This is a genomic window from Paenibacillus sp. 19GGS1-52 (assembly GCF_022369515.1).
Lineage (GTDB): Bacteria > Bacillota > Bacilli > Paenibacillales > Paenibacillaceae > Paenibacillus_AQ.
This window is the reverse complement of record NZ_CP059724.1, coordinates 1385721-1403338: the sequence shown is the minus strand read 5'-3', so window position 1 is coordinate 1403338 and position 17618 is coordinate 1385721. Positions and strand designations below refer to the sequence as shown.

At 49.5% G+C, this 17618-nt stretch carries 17 protein-coding genes; 8 read left to right on the top strand and 9 right to left on the bottom strand.

Annotated elements, in window-relative coordinates; genetic code table 11:
- Window positions 1–137: 137 nt before the first annotated feature.
- The 3 genes from H1230_RS06525 to H1230_RS06515 all read left to right on the top strand — a co-directional run bounded on the left by H1230_RS06525 (window position 138) and on the right by H1230_RS06515 (window position 3200).
- Window positions 138–1223, top strand: coding sequence for a YheC/YheD family endospore coat-associated protein (locus H1230_RS06525; protein WP_239714727.1), 1086 nt, complete (start codon window positions 138–140; stop codon window positions 1221–1223).
- Between the two features lie 103 nt (window positions 1224–1326).
- Window positions 1327–2118, top strand: coding sequence for an archaetidylserine decarboxylase (gene asd / locus H1230_RS06520; RefSeq protein ID WP_239714726.1), 792 nt, complete (start codon window positions 1327–1329; stop codon window positions 2116–2118).
- A gap of 164 nt (window positions 2119–2282) precedes the next feature.
- A complete protein-coding gene (locus H1230_RS06515) occupies window positions 2283–3200 on the top strand; it encodes an AraC family transcriptional regulator (RefSeq protein WP_239714725.1) in 918 nt (305 codons plus the stop codon).
- 115 nt (window positions 3201–3315) lie between these two features.
- Here H1230_RS06515 and gpmA read toward each other — a convergent pair whose 3' ends face one another.
- The 3 genes from gpmA to H1230_RS06500 all read right to left on the bottom strand — a co-directional run bounded on the left by gpmA (window position 3316) and on the right by H1230_RS06500 (window position 7455).
- Window positions 3316–4065: a 2,3-diphosphoglycerate-dependent phosphoglycerate mutase gene (gene gpmA / locus H1230_RS06510; RefSeq protein WP_239717152.1), complete on the bottom strand. Its 750-nt coding sequence runs from the start codon at window positions 4063–4065 to the stop codon at window positions 3316–3318.
- Window positions 4066–4575: 510 nt separating this feature from the next.
- The gene (locus H1230_RS06505) at window positions 4576–5361 is read right to left on the bottom strand and encodes a helix-turn-helix domain-containing protein (protein WP_239714724.1); all 786 of its coding nucleotides are present in this window, start codon (window positions 5359–5361) and stop codon (window positions 4576–4578) included.
- A 456-nt stretch (window positions 5362–5817) separates the two neighbouring features.
- Entirely contained in the window at window positions 5818–7455 is a 1638-nt protein-coding gene (locus H1230_RS06500) for an aminotransferase-like domain-containing protein (RefSeq protein ID WP_239714723.1), read from the bottom strand.
- Window positions 7456–7563: 108 nt separating this feature from the next.
- Between H1230_RS06500 and H1230_RS06495 the strand changes: the two genes are divergently transcribed.
- From H1230_RS06495 to H1230_RS06485, 3 genes are all read left to right on the top strand, one after another.
- Window positions 7564–8178 (top strand): pyridoxamine 5'-phosphate oxidase family protein, encoded by a 615-nt coding sequence (locus H1230_RS06495; protein WP_239714722.1) that lies wholly within the window; start codon window positions 7564–7566, stop codon window positions 8176–8178.
- 162 nt (window positions 8179–8340) lie between these two features.
- Window positions 8341–9642 (top strand): aminotransferase class I/II-fold pyridoxal phosphate-dependent enzyme, encoded by a 1302-nt coding sequence (locus tag H1230_RS06490; protein WP_239714721.1) that lies wholly within the window; start codon window positions 8341–8343, stop codon window positions 9640–9642.
- A 157-nt stretch (window positions 9643–9799) separates the two neighbouring features.
- Window positions 9800–9913, top strand: coding sequence for a YjcZ family sporulation protein (locus tag H1230_RS06485; protein WP_239714720.1), 114 nt, complete (start codon window positions 9800–9802; stop codon window positions 9911–9913).
- Between the two features lie 162 nt (window positions 9914–10075).
- On the opposite strand, the gene H1230_RS06480 is transcribed toward H1230_RS06485, so the two are convergent.
- The 5 genes from H1230_RS06480 to H1230_RS06460 all read right to left on the bottom strand — a co-directional run bounded on the left by H1230_RS06480 (window position 10076) and on the right by H1230_RS06460 (window position 14931).
- Complete coding sequence (locus H1230_RS06480) at window positions 10076–11293, bottom strand: ABC transporter permease (RefSeq protein WP_239714719.1); 1218 nt, start codon at window positions 11291–11293, stop codon at window positions 10076–10078.
- Window position 11294: 1 nt separating this feature from the next.
- A complete protein-coding gene (locus H1230_RS06475; RefSeq protein WP_239714718.1) occupies window positions 11295–12041 on the bottom strand; it encodes an ABC transporter ATP-binding protein in 747 nt (248 codons plus the stop codon).
- On the bottom strand, window positions 12038–13573 hold the full coding sequence (locus H1230_RS06470) for a DEAD/DEAH box helicase (RefSeq protein WP_239714717.1): 1536 nt from the start codon (window positions 13571–13573) through the stop codon (window positions 12038–12040). The genes H1230_RS06475 and H1230_RS06470 overlap by 4 nt, the downstream gene beginning before the upstream one ends.
- Window positions 13574–13670: 97 nt before the next feature.
- A complete protein-coding gene (locus H1230_RS06465) occupies window positions 13671–14447 on the bottom strand; it encodes an SDR family NAD(P)-dependent oxidoreductase (protein ID WP_239714716.1) in 777 nt (258 codons plus the stop codon).
- Window positions 14448–14475: 28 nt separating this feature from the next.
- A complete protein-coding gene (locus tag H1230_RS06460) occupies window positions 14476–14931 on the bottom strand; it encodes a chemotaxis protein CheX (protein WP_239714715.1) in 456 nt (151 codons plus the stop codon).
- A gap of 253 nt (window positions 14932–15184) precedes the next feature.
- Between H1230_RS06460 and H1230_RS06455 the strand changes: the two genes are divergently transcribed.
- Window positions 15185–16087, top strand: coding sequence for a LysR family transcriptional regulator (locus H1230_RS06455; RefSeq protein ID WP_239714714.1), 903 nt, complete (start codon window positions 15185–15187; stop codon window positions 16085–16087).
- A 35-nt stretch (window positions 16088–16122) separates the two neighbouring features.
- Complete coding sequence (locus H1230_RS06450) at window positions 16123–16935, top strand: histidinol-phosphatase (protein WP_239714713.1); 813 nt, start codon at window positions 16123–16125, stop codon at window positions 16933–16935.
- Window positions 16936–17055: 120 nt separating this feature from the next.
- Here the strand turns inward: H1230_RS06450 and H1230_RS06445 are convergent, their stop codons facing one another.
- Entirely contained in the window at window positions 17056–17595 is a 540-nt protein-coding gene (locus tag H1230_RS06445) for a GNAT family N-acetyltransferase (protein WP_239714712.1), read from the bottom strand.
- Window positions 17596–17618 lie beyond the last annotated feature (23 nt).

The window sequence follows — 17618 nt, the reverse complement described above, 5'->3', positions numbered from 1 at the left end:
CCTATACATTCTTATTTTTCAAAAAAAGGGCTTTTGCCGCCGCGCATTCGTCCATCCTGACAGGCGCGTACAAACATACACTGACAGAAGAAGAGAACAGCGAAATAAAGTTACTCAACATAACGGGAGGAACGAACATGGGGCAAAAGCACGTTGGAATACTGCTGAATTCCGCTATGCACCGGGGCGTTCCCCGACACAAAACGGGACAGGAGTCTCTTAATAACTATGAGGAGGCCGCGGCAGCATACGGAATAACCCCCTGCTTCCTGAAGCTCGCTGATATTGATCCAGACTCAGGCTACAGTGCCGCCTATATAAAAGGAGCTCAGGGATATAGATATGCTGTGATCCCGACACCTGAGGTTATCCATAACCGGGCGATTTATGAGCAGAATAACGCAAGCATGGAGCGACTGATCCAGCAGGGTCCACTGGTGTTCAATACCTGTAACCGTTACGGCAAGAATGAAATTCATCGACTGCTGGAGCAAAGCTCGGAGCTGAAGTCTTTTCTGCCAGCAAGCGCTACAGGTCTGTCTGGGCTAAAAAAAATGATGACCCTTTATCCGGATCTCATTCTCAAACCCTGTCGGGGAAGTATAGGCAAAGGCATCATGCGAATGGTTCACATAGGCGAACAGAGATGGATCTTATTCTACCTGTCGCCCAGTGCACGGCGCTGGATAAGCGTTCCTGTTGAACAGGAGGGATTGTCAGGTATGCTGCGGGCGCGTCTGGCAGCTATGCCCTACTTGGTACAAGAACGAATCCCTTTGGCCGAGATTGGCGGCCGTCCCTTTGATTTACGCGTCACCGTTCAGCGAGGTTGGGGTGGAGAGTGGCAGACCACTGGCCTGTTCGCCAAGCTCGCAGCCCCAGGCGGCTTCGTCTCCAACCTCGCTCGGGGCGGTGTAGCTCTCAGTTCTTCCTATGCCTTGGAGCAGGTATTTACAGGCGCGGAGGCGGCAAATATCCGTATGTCCGTGGGGACATTAAGTCTTGCCGTAGCACGTTGGCTGGAGCTTAGCCTCCCCGGCCTGGCTGATATTGGGCTGGATATTGGCATCACCAAGGATGGGCAGCTTTTTTTCATTGAATGCAATGGCCGCGACCAGCGTTATGGGTTTCATAAAGCCGGGCTCACAGAGATCTGGAAAGACAGCTACCGCCGGCCCATGAGCTATGCCCGTTTTCTGCTGGAGAACGGGTCCCTAGGATAACTGTTATTGATTTGTCCTCTATTCTATGTCAATATAATGCAGAGCGGAAAAGGTCTGGCTTCCATGCGAGACCTTACTGCTGCACTATGGAAGGGAGATGGGCATGGTTAAACAATTGCTGCGGCTGATGACCGAGCTATCCTCGCACAGATGGCTTTCCCGGTTAATGGGTTCTTTTTCCCATAGCAGACTCAGCCGTTTTCTTATTCCGGCATTTATTCGGAGTTACCATATTCCTGCCGCTGAGGCGGAGAAGAATCCTGGAGAATACCGTACGCTTAATGAATTTTTCAGCCGTCAGTTGCGGCCGGGCATGCGGCCAATCGCCACTGGAGCCAACGTCGTGGTTAGCCCAGTTGACGCTACCATTACCGCTATGGGCGATATTTCCTGTGGAACGATTATGAATGTAAAAGGTCAAGATTATAAGCTGGAAGAGCTGCTTAATCACTCTCCGCATCTAGAGCTGTACAAGAAGGGCTTTTTCTTCGTGCTCTATCTGAGTCCTACTGATTATCACCGAATCCACGCTCCTATTACCGGACACAAGGTAGAGAGCGAGCATATTCGCGGGCGGGCCTATCCTGTCAATGATTTCGGCATGAGACAAATGACAAGTGTGCTGAGCCGCAACGAACGTCTCATTACTTATATTGCCGGAGACTGCGGCCAAACTGCAGTTGTTAAGGTAGGGGCGATGAACGTCAGCAGTATCCGCTACACCGATGACAACGCTAAAGAATGGCAGGCGGGCGGCGATCTGGCCTATTTCGAGTTCGGTTCGACGGTTGTGCTGCTTACCGAGAGCGGTACCTTTACTCCGCGCCCCGGATTAGGGACGGATACAAAGGTCAAGATGGGCGAATGGCTGGGAACGCTCCACCGTCCTCTTTAGAGGATGAATTTCATATACGGATGAACATATAAAGGTATCCCGCAGGCATAAAGCTGAAGCGAGGATACCTTTTCGTATTTTACATAACAGCAACGCAGGAACAATCATTCATACATGATCTTGATACAATGTAATTAACCGTACGGGGAAAGGAAAGTGAATGTTTGAACTATAGATCTGATATAGAACGTTGTATCGAATTTATTGAAGCCAACATCAAGGAAGAATTAATACCCGAAAATATTGCTTCTCTTGCAGGCTATTCTCTGTACCATTTTTGCCGAGTATTTCAAGCCTGTATGGAAATGCCGATCATGGAGTATATCCGTAAAAGACGTTTGTCCCTTGCCGCAGTTGAGTTTTTTAAAGGCAGAAAAATTATTGATATTGCAGCAGACTATGGATTCGTGACCCAAAGTGGATTTACTAAAGCCTTTCGCAAGGAATATGGCTACAACCCGACACAATATACCGCAAGAATGGCTGGTGTCCGAGATTATTTAGCTGGGGAACACTTCACAATTGAATTTGGAGGTTATTTGATGAAGCCAAGCATGATTACAAAATCATCGTTTAAAATTGCAGGTTATGGAATCAAGACTACTATTGCCGATGGCAGCTATACCAAGGATGTCTCCGCCTTCTGGAACAATTACGATACTAATGGTTGGGAGAATAAAATGTATGCACAGCTCCAGCCACCGAAGCATGGTGAAGTTGGCATTTGTGTGCCCGACTCTAAAGACAGCGGAAACCTGATCTATTTGCTGGGTGTCATTGTGGACAATTTTGATAAAGTGACGCCTGAGATGATTACGCTTGAAGTTCCTGAAGCGACTTACGCAGTATTCACTACTCCCCCCGTGGATGTAACAGCCATAGGAAAAGACGGTCAACCGAATGAAGAGGATTTCCCAAAGGTAATTGGCCAGACGTGGAAGTACATTTTTGAGGAGTGGTTTGCAACTAGCGGCTATGAGTACGATGAGAGTAAGCTGGACTTTGAGTTTTATGATGAGCGCTGCCACTTCCGCCCGGATACAGTGATGGAGATTTACGTCCCCGTTCTTGCAAAAAAGTAAAGTAATATACTAGGCGAGAGCTTGCTGCTCCCGTCTCCTAAAATGCTCACAGCCCTGCAGATTTCTCCACAGAGCTGTGAGTTTTTTTAATGTAATAGGCACATTCACTTGTAATTTATTCCGTCACCTTACTCTGATTGGCTACTTCTAGAGCCTTCGCCTGCACTTCCTCCGGTACCCCGAGGTAAAAGCGGCTGATCGGCTTCACATTCTCATCCAGCTTATAGACCAGTGGAACACCTGTCGGGATATTAAGATCCAGCAACGCTGCCTCGTCGATATTCTCCATATATTTGATCAGCGCCCGCAGGGTATTCCCATGTGCAGAAATAAGCACCCGTTCCTTTTTGCGAATGAGCGGCACAATACGGTTGACCCAAAAATCGCCGACACGGTGAACCGTATCTTCGAGGCTCTCGCCCCGCGGAATATCTCCGGCTCGAACCTCTTTATAGCGGATATCATTTCTGGCGTACCGTGGATCATCCGGCTCCAGCTGTGGCGGGCGGACCGATAGGCTCCGCCGCCAGATATGCAGCTGCTCTTCCCCGTATTTCACGGCCGTTTCACTCTTGCTTAGTCCCTGCAAGGCACCATAGTGACGCTCATTCAGCTTCCATGATTTCTGTACGGGAATCCACAACAGATCCATCTCGTCCAACACATAATTGAGCGTTTTGATCGAACGTTTAAGTACAGATGCAAAAGCCAGATCGAAGGTATATCCCGCTTCTTTTAGAAGCTTCCCCGCTGCCTTCGCTTCTTGAACACCCTTCTCCGTCAAATCGGGATCGCTCCAGCCTGTAAACAGATTCTGGCGGTTATACTCACTCTCTCCATGCCGTATCAATACTACCTCGTACATCATTTCACTCTCCTTTGGACTTATAGCTTGCAACCTGGATTAACGGATTCTACCTCATCTAATTAGTACTATCAACTTCCTGTGCTCATAAAGCAAATGTAGCCTCGTATTCGGATACAAATGAGACTCCTCAGTAAGCAAGAAGAAACGGCTTCGCTGTCCTCTGAAAGAGGCGGCATCCGTTTCTTCGAGAAATATAAGGATAAGTTATTGCGTGAAGCGCATAAATTCTTATATTTTTAAGAAGAACCGACACCCTATAGGGCCCCGGTTCTTCTTTATACGCTATGCTTAGAACCAGGAGTTGGCGATAATTCCACTGGACCGTTTCAATCTGCTTAAGCGGTTTCTAAAAATTCCGCCGCCTCCACCTTTACATTCTGTATTGCATATCCGGCGTCTGAGCATCATTCCTAGTGTCTCCCCTTCCAAGCTGTTATGTAAATTCTCTGTAAACTAGGCTGAAACGTATTACCCAAGTAGGAAATAACTGAAACAAAGACGAAGGAATCAGCGGATCTCGGACGGGCTTTTTCCGGTGTGCTGCTTGAACTGGCGGCTGAAAAAGAAAATGTCCCGATAGCCAAGCGCATCCGCCACCTCCGTGACGTTCATCCCGGCATATAACAGCAAATGCTGGGCTCGTTCAATCCGGGCACGAATAACATAGGATTGGACAGAGGAGCCTGTAAGCTCCTTGAATTTGATCGAAAAATAACGTGGCGACAAGCCCGCTCGTGCCGCCAAATCCTCCACCCGATGTGAAGCGCCAGGGTGCTGGCTCACGTAATTGGCAATCTCGTGGATAACCTCAGCCAGCTGATTGCTCACGTGGCGCTCCACAGGCATGACTTGATCCTCCCGCAGCAAATGGATCATCAACTGCTTGAGAATCAGTTGCCCCTCTTCCTCCGCAGCGTAAGTCTTCACCAGAAATAGCCGAACATACCGAGCGAGCAGATGCTCGAATTCCACAGTTTCCGTAAGCTCACGGTAAGGCTGCGGGATATCCGTCACCTCTCCAATAACATCGAAGTGGATATATGTAAGTACGAGCGGTTTTTGCGGATTATGTGTGGCACTAGTATGTTCTCCCGGCCGAAACAGGAAACAGCTACCTTTGCCAACTTGAAAGGGCTCACCTTTGCACACAACCGTGCCTTCCCCACTCCACACATAAAACAAATCATAATTTTGCAGCGGCTTCTCTCTTTTTTGCCATTTCCAGCCCGGTTCGCATACAATCTTCGCCAAAGCCGGCAGGATGACAAATGAGGACGGCGATGCATGCAGCATAACGTTCCCTCCTAAAAAGTTTTGTTAGCATATACTTCTGTGTAGTCACTTCGCAAAACTTACTTCGTAAGCATACGCTTAAGTTTTGTTAGCATATACTTCATTGAACTACTTCGTAAGCATAACGCGTCCCCCCTAGGAGATCAGGAGAGTCGCCTCAACTTATTTAACGATAGTTTATGCTGTTAAATCGCAGGATTTAAACTCATTTCTCTAATTAGCAGTAAATAATGCCGTTATTCCAACTGGATTCCCGAAAATTAGCTACCCAGTGCAGATTTAGAGGCAGTGAATGCTGCTAAGTCGTTTCTGAACGTGAAATCCAGCTGATTAACGTCAGAAAATGCTTCTATTTTTAGCACATCTTGTTCAGTTCTGTCATGACCTTATTCAAAAAATGGACGCTTCCTTACAACCCCCGTGTCACACCGTTTCCCTACTTTCCATAATACCTTGTCATGTGGTATTTTGCATATCCTTCCACGCCAGAAGCAAGCGAGTTATTCCCTCCTTCTGTGCATGCTCATTCAGATGGGAAAAATAAAAGCAGGCCGCAGGCCCGCCCGGCATAATCCGGTATAGCGCCGCGTCCCTAAAGTCCGTCCCACGCCTGCGTGCCGCCGACTGGAAAGCAGCGAACTCCTCGCTGCTGCGCAGCCAGCGGGCGTAGATGTGCAAGCCCGCGTCGCCGGGCAGCGGTGCGAACAGGCCGCCGAGGCGCTCGGCCAGTAGTGCGCGGAAGCTGCGGCTACGCTCGCCGTATAGGCGCGTCATACGCCGCAGATGCCGGCTGTAGCCGCCGGTATTCATGAACCGCGCCAATGCCCGCTGCTCCAGCAGCCCGGCCGGGAGCGGCTCATAGAGCGCCTTGGCAGCGATAACCGGCTGCACCAGCGACGAGGGCAGCACGGCAAAACCAATCCGCAGTCCCCTGAACATGCTATTGGAGAAAGAACCGACATACACGACCCGCTCTCCCCGGTCGAGTGCTTTCAAGGGTTCGATGGGACGTCCAGCCCAACGAAATTCACTGTCATAATCGTCTTCCACAATTACCGCATCATGCCGCTGCGCCCATTCCAGCAGTGTCCGCCGCCGCTCCAAAGGCAGCACCGCTCCGGTAGGAAACTGGCGGCTTGGCGTTACAAACAGCAGCTGTGCGTCCCAATCCTCCGGCTGCAGCCCGCTGCTATCTAACTTCCCGGTAAGCAAGCGGCCGCCCGTAGTCTCGATGGCTCTGCGAATTCCATGAAAGCCAGGGTCCTCCACGACAGCCGGACTCCCCACTTCCAGCAGCAACTGGGTCAGAAGGACAATTCCTTGCATCGAGCCGCTGAACAGTACGATATGCTCCGCTTCGGCATGAATGCCGCGGGTAATCCGCAAATGGGCGGCAAGTGCCCGCCGTAAGCCCTCATCACCTTGGGGTGGGCAGACATTTTCCAGGCGTCCGCCGCCTTTGCCCCCAGCATAGGCCAGAGCACTCCGCCATTCAGCGTAGGGAAAGTGCTCCATCAGCACCCCACTGCTGCGGAAGCTGACAAAGTCCTCTGGGGTGTTGTCGTATAGCGACACTTGCCGCTTGATCAAGCGTTCCCCCCATGCAGAGAGTGGGATAGTGGCATATTGACTATCCCTTCCGCTGACCTCTACCGCCGCATTTACAACAGCCCCGTTTGCTCCACCTGCATTCAACCCAGCCTCGTCCAGACTGGCCGTATCCTTAGCATTTGCCCCACTTCTCGCCTCTCCTGCAAACTCATTTACAGTCGTATTTGCCCTTCCTCCGTCGATGTGCCGCATCGCTAACGACCTTTCACCGTTTCCGCTAGAATCAGCAAAGCTGTCATCGGAGACATAAGTCCCCTGGCCTGTCTTCGCCTTAATATAACCATCAGCCAACAGCATGTCATACACCTGCGACGCCGATCCTCGCGATAGATCATAGAGAACAGCCAACCGTCGCGTAGACGGTAGCCTTGTTCCTCCCGGAAGCGTCCCCTCCAATATTGCTGCGCGGAGGGCGTGATATAATGCTAAATATTTATAGCGGTGCACAGCCAGATACTGGTCGTATGCCAATGTAATATCCACACCCCCACCCCCTTCTCCACCAAGTGGACCATAAATAATAATCTAAATGGGTCCTTTTTTATTGTCAAGCAATCCTCTATTCTATTTTGAAAAGGGAGATGGATTGTTATGCGCAGAAAAGAATTTCAGATAGATCAGGAAGAGGAATTAGAGACTTTTTTGAGCGGGATGAGCTTCGGCTTTCTTGGAACAAGTGATGAACAGGGGCACCCGCGGGTTACGCCGCTGAATTTCGTGTATGCAAAGGGCTGCTTTTATTTCCACGGCAGTCATGCAGGTGGCAAAATGGAGGCCATCCGCAGCCAGCAGAACGTCTGCTTCACGGTAGCTGATGAGTATGCGCTCATCCCATCCTATTTTAGCGATCCCCAGTTGGCTTGCCCTGCGACTGCTTATTTCAAAAGTGTAACAGCCTACGGTAAGGCTGAAGCTGTCGAAGACTCTTCGGAAAAAGCCATCATATTCTCTTTATTCATGAACAAGCTCCAACCGGAGGGCGGCTATGATCCTATTGACGCAGCAGATCCCCAGTACCAATCCCGCTTGAAGGGGGTCGCCGTTATACGCATAACGCCTGAAGAAATTACGGCGAAATTCAAGTTTGGTCAGAATCTGAAAGAAGAGGCACGAGCGAATGTCATCGACGGTCTGTCCGAAAGAAACGGGGCACGTGATGCCGAAACCATAGAAATGATGGAAAAATATTGTCCCTATCACCGCTGAGTTTCTCCTCAACTTCATCCTTACCTGTGAAAACCACCAGAATTGTTCTTAAAGTATTGCTAAAACCGCTGCTTTCTACAGTGACGGTTGCAGGCCACGGTGATATAATGTTAGGCAATGTTAGCAGTATGTATCCCCAAGAACCCTGGAAGGATGAAACTGATGAATTCAATGGCTGGACAATTGAACGAAAGTATCAAAACGGGAAATGAGCATGTATACGATATGCTCTCCACTCTCGGCAAAGAGATTTATTTCCCGAAAGAAGGCATCCTGAGCCAATCCGCTGAGGCTACCGCTCATGCCAAGAAATACAACGCAACCATCGGTATCGCTACCGAAGGTGGCATGCCTATGCACCTTGCCGTAATCCAAGAGAAGCTTTCCGCCTTTAGTCCCAAAGACCTGTATGGCTATGCCCCACCGGCAGGCAAACCGGAGCTGCGTACGGTATGGCGGGAGAAGATGCTGCGCGAGAACCCTGCGCTCGTTGGCAAATCGTTTAGCAATCCTATCGTTACCAATGCCCTGACGCACGGGCTTAGCATTGTTGCCGATCTGTTCGCAGAATCAGGCGATGCCATCATTTACCCCGACAAGAACTGGGAAAACTACGAGCTAACCTTCGGCATTCGCCGTCATGGGGAAACCGTTAACTATCCGCTATTCACGGAAGATATGAACTTTAACAGTGCTGGCTTGCTAGAAGCGCTGCTGGCTCAGAAGGAACGCGGTAAAGCGATCGTATTGCTGAATTTCCCGAACAACCCTACAGGTTATACTCCTGGCGTTAAAGAAGGAGAAGCAATCGTTGCGGCTATCCTCCGTGCTGCCGAAGAAGGCATCAATGTTGTAGTTGTCAGCGATGATGCGTACTTTGGACTCTTTTTCGAGGAATCGCTCAAGGAATCCTTATTCGGCAAGCTGGCCAATCTGCATCCGCGTATACTGGCGATTAAGATTGACGGAGCCACCAAAGAAGAGTTCGTCTGGGGTTTCCGGGTCGGCTTCATCACCTACGCATCGGATAGCAAAGAGTTATTAGCGGCTCTGGAACAAAAAACAATGGGTATCATCCGCGCCACCATTTCTAGTGGACCGCATCCGTCCCAGACCTTCGTGCTCGATGCACTGAAGGCACCGGAATTCACCGAACAGAAAGAAGAGAAGTTCCAGATCATGAAAGGCCGCGCGAATAAAGTGAAGGCATTACTCGATAGCGGCAAATACGGAGATAAAGTATGGACCTATTATCCCTTTAACTCCGGCTACTTCATGTGTCTGAAGCTGCATACCGTTCCGGCTGAAGACTTACGGCTGCATTTGATCCATAATTACGGTCTCGGCACTATCGCTCTAGGTGAATCGGATCTGCGTATTGCCTTCTCCTGTATTGAAGAGGAGCAGCTTGAAGATCTGTTCGACCTTGTATATGCGGGAATCCGCGATCTGGAAAAAGCCTGATCCTTCAAGTCTTTACTTTCCAAAGTCAACCCCGATTAATCGGGGTTGACTTTTTTTATTTGCCTTTCAAGTCATTGGCCCATACACGAATTGCCCCCCGCACATACAATACGATGTACACAAGTACAACAACTCATCGCACGAAAGGGGAATGAACATGAGCGAAGAAGTTAGAGGCGGATACGTACACCCTGTCCCTTTTACAAGCACTGGTGCTATCCTGGTTCTCTTTATCCTGTTGGTCATCATCAGCCGTTCACTCTTTGTCTAAACGGGAATGACATTCTGGGGAGGGAGCTCCATGCTCTCTCCCACTTCCCTTAGTCAGACATTCCCTGATCTTAAGAATAAACGGCTCCGCTGTCCATGAAAGGACGGCGGAGCCGTATTCTTAAGAGATAGGAATTTATAGGTTTCTCACGAAAACTTATCCTTATATATCGTCATCCAAGTGTGCCTCTTTACGGGACAAGTAGCCCTTGAACAGAAAGGCCAGCAAGACGCCGGCAACGAAGGTTCCGGCTACTGGCAGCGGACGCTCTCCTACTGAGGCCAGAAAAGGAAGAGCGATCAGCACAGCCAGGACCAGATGAGCGCGAAATACAAATTGTGTGGTATTCCTTCCTTTACTGCCTTCCGGCAAAGGATAGACCGTGAGCCAGAACGATTCGCTATGCAGTTTACGCAGCGCGGATAGCTGCACACCTATGATGAATAGGAAGAACAAATAAATACCACTGCCAAGGTAGCTGCCATGGTTCCACCAGCTCAGCAGCAAGCCTAAAACGGTAACTCGCATAATAATACCGAAGATATCGCCTCGGGCAAAGCTTTTGGTCAACAGGTAGCGGTAAGCTGTATCTGGCAACCACAAGATGCGACTGCCCCATTTAGAGAGGTAGCGGCGGGTATATACCCGCTGTTCACGGCCAGGCACATCTACGAACCAGCCCAGAACCATCAGTGCACGGCCTCCCTGATTCTTCTCCACAGCGATGAGTCTCTCCCACGGTACAGAGTGACGTCCAGGGACGGTAAGCGCTGCTAGATATGCTGCGGCCAAGAGTACAATGAAGATCAGACCCCGTCCGGATGGCTGCCACAGCCAAGCAGCAACCATCAGACCCCCTACAGCCCAGCGCAACAGGGCATAAGCCATTGCAGCTGGGCGTGACAGCATCGCAATCTCGCGCCATAAACCATAGCTCGCCAGCAGCTTCACGCCTATCAGCAGCAATGCCGTTACCAAGAGCTGCTTAGGGGAAACATCGGTACGTATGTACAACGGCCAAAGTGTAATCAATACAAATAACATCCGCAGAATCTTCCACACGTTCCCGCTTACCCAGGTAGGAGCAAAATATTCCCTCATCCGGTGACCCTGAGGCAGCAGGAATACTGTATCCGGACTCTGCAAATACGTCCGAAAGCCGCTATGCACCGCTGCTGGTCCCAGAAGGGCAAGCATGATCCAGCGGATCGGAATTCCCGTCGGAACATCCCGCAGCAGCGAAGTATACCAAGCAGAGAATATGATTAATACGAAGAGGAACATCATCGCCACACCGCTCTGAATAATATAACCCATATAAGGCAGCATGCTTCCCATGAAACGGCCACGCCGCTGTCGGCGCAGCTCCTTCAAATCCATATTATTTCCCCCCCTGAACCAGCTCATAGAACAGCTGTTCCAAAGGCAGTCCCGGGTGACCGGATGCTGCTGCGATTTCCGCCAGCGTGCCTTCAGCAATGACCTTGCCTTGATGCAGCACTATAAAGCGATCGCAATAGTTCTCAATGGTAGAAAGAATATGGGAGCTGAGCAGGATTGAAGCGCCTGTCTTCTTCAGCTCCAGCATGAAATCAAGCAGAGAGCGAATCCCCAATGGGTCCAGACCGAGAAAGGGCTCATCAATCACATATAGTGCCGGACGTGCGACGAATGCACACATAATCATCACCTTCTGCTTCATGCCTTTGGACAGATGCGATGAAAGGGTGTCCATTTTGTCATCCATATGAAACAGCTCGGACAGATGTCTGCTGCGGGTCTCATAATCGTTACGATCTACACCATAAGCTCTGGCTGTAAACTCAATATGCTCGCGCACCGTCATTTCTTCATATAACAGAGGAGACTCGGGTACAAAAGACAACGCACTATGATACCCTTTCGGGTCTTCATTGCGGGTCTTGCCCTGTACGGTGATTTCCCCCTTCTGAGGGGACATCAGGCCGAGAATATGCTTCATGGTCGTGCTTTTTCCAGCTCCGTTTAAACCAATTAGTCCGACCATTTCGCCAGGCTGTACCTGTAGCGCAATATCATGCAGCACCGGCTTATTCAGACTATATCCTCCGCTTAAGCCCGTAATTTGCAATACGGGAGTTTGATTCATTGACCGTCACCTCTCGGGGTTTTGTTCTTCAGCCACTTTGGCGCGCCCTTGTTCTTGCGTTCGCGCTCACGCTCTGCATTGCTGCTGCGCTTGCCCGCAGGCGCGGCTGGATTCACCTTGCGCTGTGGGTCGCGCCGCAGTTCTCCGCCTGAAGGCGCAATCGTCTTCTCTGGCATCATAGGCTCGTCGCGCTTCACAGTGCCTGCATCCAGTTCTACGCCAGCAGTCCGTACTGGCGGCTTGGCACTACGCGCTGTAATTCCTTCGCGGCGGGCAGGTGTTCCTTCACTGCGTCCAGTTATTCCTTCGCGGCGGGCCGGAGTTCCCTCACTACGCGCAGCCGTTCCTTCGCGGCGGGGTCCATTTCCTTCGCTGCGGGCAGACCCACGGGCTTCGTCGGCAGCGAATACCTTACCTGCGAACATTTCACGCTCCTCTAGTGAAATATCCAGCTCCTTGGCAAATTTACGCATAATAAAGGTCTGTTGCTCGGTCACGATGCTTACCGACAAGCCTTTGCGTCCCATACGCCCTGTACGTCCAGCCCGATGCACATAATGCTCGGAATCAAATGCTGGATCAAAGCTGACTACAAGCGCAAGATTCTCAATATCCAACCCTCTTGCAGCTACGTCACTGGCCACCAGCACACGGAATTTCCCACCCCGGAAACCAGCTAACACATTGCTGCGTGTTACCTTGTCTGCATCCCCAGAGATAGAGGCTGCAGTCAGCCCTAAGTGGTTCAGTTTGCCCACTATATCTGAAATGTCATCATTAGTATTCACGAATACCAGTGCCCGGTCGGGATTATAATGACGAATCACACGGCGCAGCATGTCAATCTTGTTGCGTTCCTCAGCGACTACATAATGATGCTCCAAGCTCTGAGTTGTCATTACGCCAGGGTCGATACCAATCTCAGCCATATCCTTCATTTCCTTAAAAGCCATCGCTTTAGTCTCAAGACCAATCGTCGCGGACAGCATCACCAACTGACGCGTACGCTGTGCACTGCTGACGATCTTGGTTACTTCACCTGCACCGCTTAGCTGAAACATTTGGTCTGCTTCGTCAATCACAATCGTGCTGACATCATGCATCTTCAGCTTACGCATACCAATCAGTTCCCGTATACGCCCGGGAGTACCTACAACCAACTGAGGATGATCGCGCAGCTTATCAATTTGGCGCTTCATGGCCGCTCCGCCGATGAGACCCAGCACTCGGATACCACGGTGTGCCCCATAACGCTCTGCCTCGCGTACGATTTGCATCGCCAGTTCCTGAGTAGGCGCCAATACCATCTTCTGCACGGCTCTCTGCTCCGGATTAATATTTTGGAGCAGCGGCAGCAGGTATGCCAGCGTCTTGCCTGTTCCTGTCTGTGATGCAGCAAGAACATCTCTACCCTCCAGCAGAAGGGGAATACTCTGCTCTTGTACCGGGGATGGTTCGTTAATGCCGAATTCTGACAATCTGGCAATGAGGTCTTCCTGAATGCCGATAGCCGCAAAAGAAGCTTTATTCATAATTGTAATTCATCCTTTTCGATTGAGATAATATCTTTATTATATGCCAAAAAGGCCTCTCCACCAAATGGAAGGCCGCTTAATCCGATGCAACATTCTATTTCCTGTTCATCGCCTTGTAGGTAAGCTTATCTGCCAGGCGGGGAAACAGACCGTACAACCTTATGCCGAACCCCGCCAGACCTGGAAGATCAACTTCTTCCTTGCCCTTCTCCATGAGCTTTACAATCTTGGAAGAGACGTGCTCTGGTGTCATGATAATTCGGGCCATACTTTTCTCATATTTACCGGAAGGGTCAGCGGTTTTGAAGAAATCAGTCGCTATCGGGCCGGGATTTACAGCCGATATGGTAATTCCACTTCCCCGCAGCTCTTGGCGCAGCGCATTCGTAAAGCCTAATACAGCATGCTTGGTAGCTGTATAGGCAACCGATTTGGCTGTGCCAATCTTGCCTGCCATGGAGGCCACATTGACAATCTGACCGCTTCCCCGTTCCAGCATAGATGGTAGAACAGCCTTCGTACAGCGGACAATCCCCATATAGTTGACGTCCATCATGTCATCAAATTCCTGAACTTCCATGTCGGTAAAAAATGCGAATTTTCCATATCCGGCGTTATTGAGTAAAATATCAATTTGGCCATATGTGGATAAGATCTGTGCAAAAGTCCCCTTGACTGCTGCTTCATCTCTTACATCGCAGGAATACATACCAAAAACGCCCGGAATGCCGGCCGCTGTTTCTTTCAGCTTGTCTGTAGAGCGGGCTACAAGAATAGGAATTGCGCCACGCTTACCGAGCATTTGTGCCGTAAGAGCACCAATACCGCTTGATGCCCCTGTGATAACAACAACCTTATCTTTTAATATCATGGACTGTATTTCAGCTCCCCAGTATCTATTAAGAGATCATCACCTGAATATCCAATTCTCCGATTCCTTCCATCAGCAATGGGATGCTTAGCGCTCTGCGGGGTAAAATGGACATGCTTTCCATATGCATTAGCTTAGGCGGGGTAATATCCACCAACACTCCCTGGTTCGATAAAATTGTACTGGCGTTGCCGCTGATCATATTGCCCAGCTCTGAAATCGCACTTTTTCCCATCTCGTCCATTTCAGTGATGAGATAGCCGCCCATCATCGCTGACACAATCTTAAGTGCTACTTGTTCGGCGATACCAAAGATAATATTTCCAGTTAACTGACCTGACATTCCGACTTGAATCCATATATGATTGTCGATCAGCTCAATTTCTTTGATACCCGGAATACCAGTGGATGGTGAGATCTGAATCACCTGTTCAATTACAATACGTGCAGACTCTAAAAACGGATTAATTACTTCTGCTTTCATGAAAGTGTTGTCCCCCCTTTACCGGGCTTTAAGACTATATCAAAAGTCCCAAGCAATATTGATTCATTATACTTTATATATCGGCACAATTCACCAAAAATTAAGGGTCTTGTCGATCGAAATCCCAAGATAGTTTTTGCTTAACATTGCCCTACCGGGAGTAATCTCCTATAATTTAATCAAATGCCAACATTGAGCGTAAGATATATAAATAATCGGCACTCACAAACGGTTGACCTAAGGGAGGTAGTCCATGAACATCAGCCAGCTGGAGACGCTGATCACGATCTCCAAAACAATGAGCTTTCGCAAAGCAGGAGAACTGCTTAACCTGACCCAACCTGCAGTCTCAGCACAAATCAAAAGCCTCGAAGAGGAGTTCAAAACACAATTGGTTGACCGGAACCAGCCGGTAACGCTTACCGACAGAGGGACGGTCTTTCTCGAGCATGCGGTGCAAATTGTGAATATTGTCGATGAGCTTAAGCAGCGCCTTGCGGATCTCGATGAGAATCCTCAAGGGCATATTATTCTGGGTACCACTACATCCATCGCTATTCAAATTTTACCGCGTATCCTTTCCTATTTTCAGGACCAGTTCCCTCACATCAAAACATCCATCTCATCGATGTCTTCATCCCAGATTTATCAGCAAGTGGAGAGTGGAATAGTAGATGTAGGGATAGGTTATTTGATCGGGCGCAGTCCCACTATGACTACCTCAACTCTGTATTACGATACGTTCGAGCTAGTGGTCTCTCCGCGGCATCCTCTCGCATTGGTCAAATCAGCCGGAATTGAGGCTTTGGGGAGAACCCCGCTAATCCTGCTCTCACCCGACACGGTGGGCCGCAGATTTGCAGACGAGGTGTTTGTCAAACATGGCATCCAACCGCAGGTCATCATGGAGCTGACCAGCAGTGAGGAAGTGAAACGAATGGTAGAGCTGGATCTTGGCGCTGCCATCATCTCCAAATTATCGGTTACCGCAGAGGTCCGAGCCGGCTCCCTCAAAATCGTTCCCATTATGGAGCTTGAGGTTACTCATCCTGTAGGTGTCATTACGAAGTCTGGCAAATACGTCAACTCAGCTATGCGGCAATTCCTGAGCGACCTCAAAGGCATGCCGGAAACACAGTTTATCGGTTCAGAATAACAATAGATCATTAGGCTCAAAGGAGATGATTATCCATGAAATTCGATCTGCATACACATCATTTCCGCTGCGGTCATGCTGACGGGAATATTCGGGATTATATTGAAGCCGGACTCGCTGCTGGACTAGGCGCTATAGGTATTTCTGACCATTCTCCGTATTTTGGAAGCCCATCTGAGCAAGCTTTCCCCCTCATAGCCATGGGCAAATCAGAACTTACTCATTACGTAGATGAAGTGCTCTCCTTAAAAAAGGAGTATGAAGGCACTATCGATGTTCTGTTAGGCATCGAATCTGATTATTTTGCCGAGTATGCTGAAGTTTATCGGAAGATTCTCTCTGCATATCCTTTTGATTATGTAATCGGCTCGGTACATAATGTTAAGGGGATCAGTATTTTTAACAAAAATCGCTGGAAAAACCGCACGCCTCAAGAACAAATCGCTGACAAAACTGAATATTACCAGATGATCGCAGAATCGGCTCGCAGTGGTATGTTTCAAATTCTCGGCCACATTGACGCTATGAAGGGGAATTACCCTCCTTTTTCGGACATTCCTACCCCTGGACCGATTGATGAGTGTCTCCGTGTTATCGGAGAATGTGGTGTTTCTATTGAGATTAATACATCTGGGGGCACTAAACTATGTGGGGGCTGGTATCCCTCCGATGCCATTCTGGAGCGGGCGCTCTTTTGGGGAGTGGAGGTCACCTTCGGATCTGATGCCCATAAGCCTTCCCGAGTGGCAGATGAACGGGAATTGGTGGCGACACGTTTGAAAGAAATTGGCTATACCGAATGGGTGTACTACAAACAACGCGAGAAGATAACCGTTCCGTTAGAATAGCGGATCAGAATAGACAAAAAAATGGACCCGAATCAACGGGTCCCAAAGTATATATATTTTAAAAGGGGGTCATGGGTTTAGTATAGCCTAGGCCTGTTAGAGTTTGATAACGACATTATTTCATTTGTGTAACAATGTGAATACTTTCATTACATCCACTAGAGAACCCGCCCGCGGCAAGATTCGTTCCAGGGTCATTCCATTCTTCACCATCACCCGTTCTGACCTGAAGTTATCTCCTCGGCAGCGCCCCTCCACCTTCTTCACTCCAAGCTCTTGAATGCTGTAATTCAGCAATAGTCCGACCGCTTCAGTCGCAAACCCGTGCCCCCACCATGCCGGATCAATAACGTAGCCAAGTATTGCCGACCCTTCTCGGCGGTTCCAATTCTGTAAAGAGACGGTTCCGATCAGCTCCCGCTGCCCATTTATATAGATGCCTATATGCAGTGCACCAGGATCGAAGCAGGATAACATCTGCTGTACAAGTTTGTCCAGGTAGGCTTGTGTCCCTGCTCCACTGCGCATCATAATATGCGGCTGTACTTCCGGTCGAGAGAGCAGTGTTCGCAATAGATAAGTATCCTCGCGCAGCATTGGCCTTAGCTCAACCGCTATTCCTTGCTGTGGCTGGAACCATTCTACTCCGTAGGTACTCATTTTCTTGCCCCTTCCTGTAGCTT

Coding starts and splice junctions, on each gene's coding strand:
- H1230_RS06525 (WP_239714727.1), top strand. CDS start 138: ATGGGGCAAAAGCACGTTGGAATACTGCTGAATTCCGCTATGCACCGG.
- asd (WP_239714726.1), top strand. CDS start 1,327: ATGGTTAAACAATTGCTGCGGCTGATGACCGAGCTATCCTCGCACAGA.
- gpmA (WP_239717152.1), bottom strand. CDS start 4,065: ATGTACGAGGTAGTATTGATACGGCATGGAGAGAGTGAGTATAACCGC.
- H1230_RS06505 (WP_239714724.1), bottom strand. CDS start 5,361: ATGCTGCATGCATCGCCGTCCTCATTTGTCATCCTGCCGGCTTTGGCG.
- H1230_RS06495 (WP_239714722.1), top strand. CDS start 7,564: ATGCGCAGAAAAGAATTTCAGATAGATCAGGAAGAGGAATTAGAGACT.
- H1230_RS06490 (WP_239714721.1), top strand. CDS start 8,341: ATGAATTCAATGGCTGGACAATTGAACGAAAGTATCAAAACGGGAAAT.
- H1230_RS06485 (WP_239714720.1), top strand. CDS start 9,800: ATGAGCGAAGAAGTTAGAGGCGGATACGTACACCCTGTCCCTTTTACA.
- H1230_RS06480 (WP_239714719.1), bottom strand. CDS start 11,293: ATGGATTTGAAGGAGCTGCGCCGACAGCGGCGTGGCCGTTTCATGGGA.
- H1230_RS06475 (WP_239714718.1), bottom strand. CDS start 12,041: ATGAATCAAACTCCCGTATTGCAAATTACGGGCTTAAGCGGAGGATAT.
- H1230_RS06470 (WP_239714717.1), bottom strand. CDS start 13,573: ATGAATAAAGCTTCTTTTGCGGCTATCGGCATTCAGGAAGACCTCATT.
- H1230_RS06465 (WP_239714716.1), bottom strand. CDS start 14,447: ATGATATTAAAAGATAAGGTTGTTGTTATCACAGGGGCATCAAGCGGT.
- H1230_RS06460 (WP_239714715.1), bottom strand. CDS start 14,931: ATGAAAGCAGAAGTAATTAATCCGTTTTTAGAGTCTGCACGTATTGTA.
- H1230_RS06455 (WP_239714714.1), top strand. CDS start 15,185: ATGAACATCAGCCAGCTGGAGACGCTGATCACGATCTCCAAAACAATG.
- H1230_RS06450 (WP_239714713.1), top strand. CDS start 16,123: ATGAAATTCGATCTGCATACACATCATTTCCGCTGCGGTCATGCTGAC.
- H1230_RS06445 (WP_239714712.1), bottom strand. CDS start 17,595: ATGAGTACCTACGGAGTAGAATGGTTCCAGCCACAGCAAGGAATAGCG.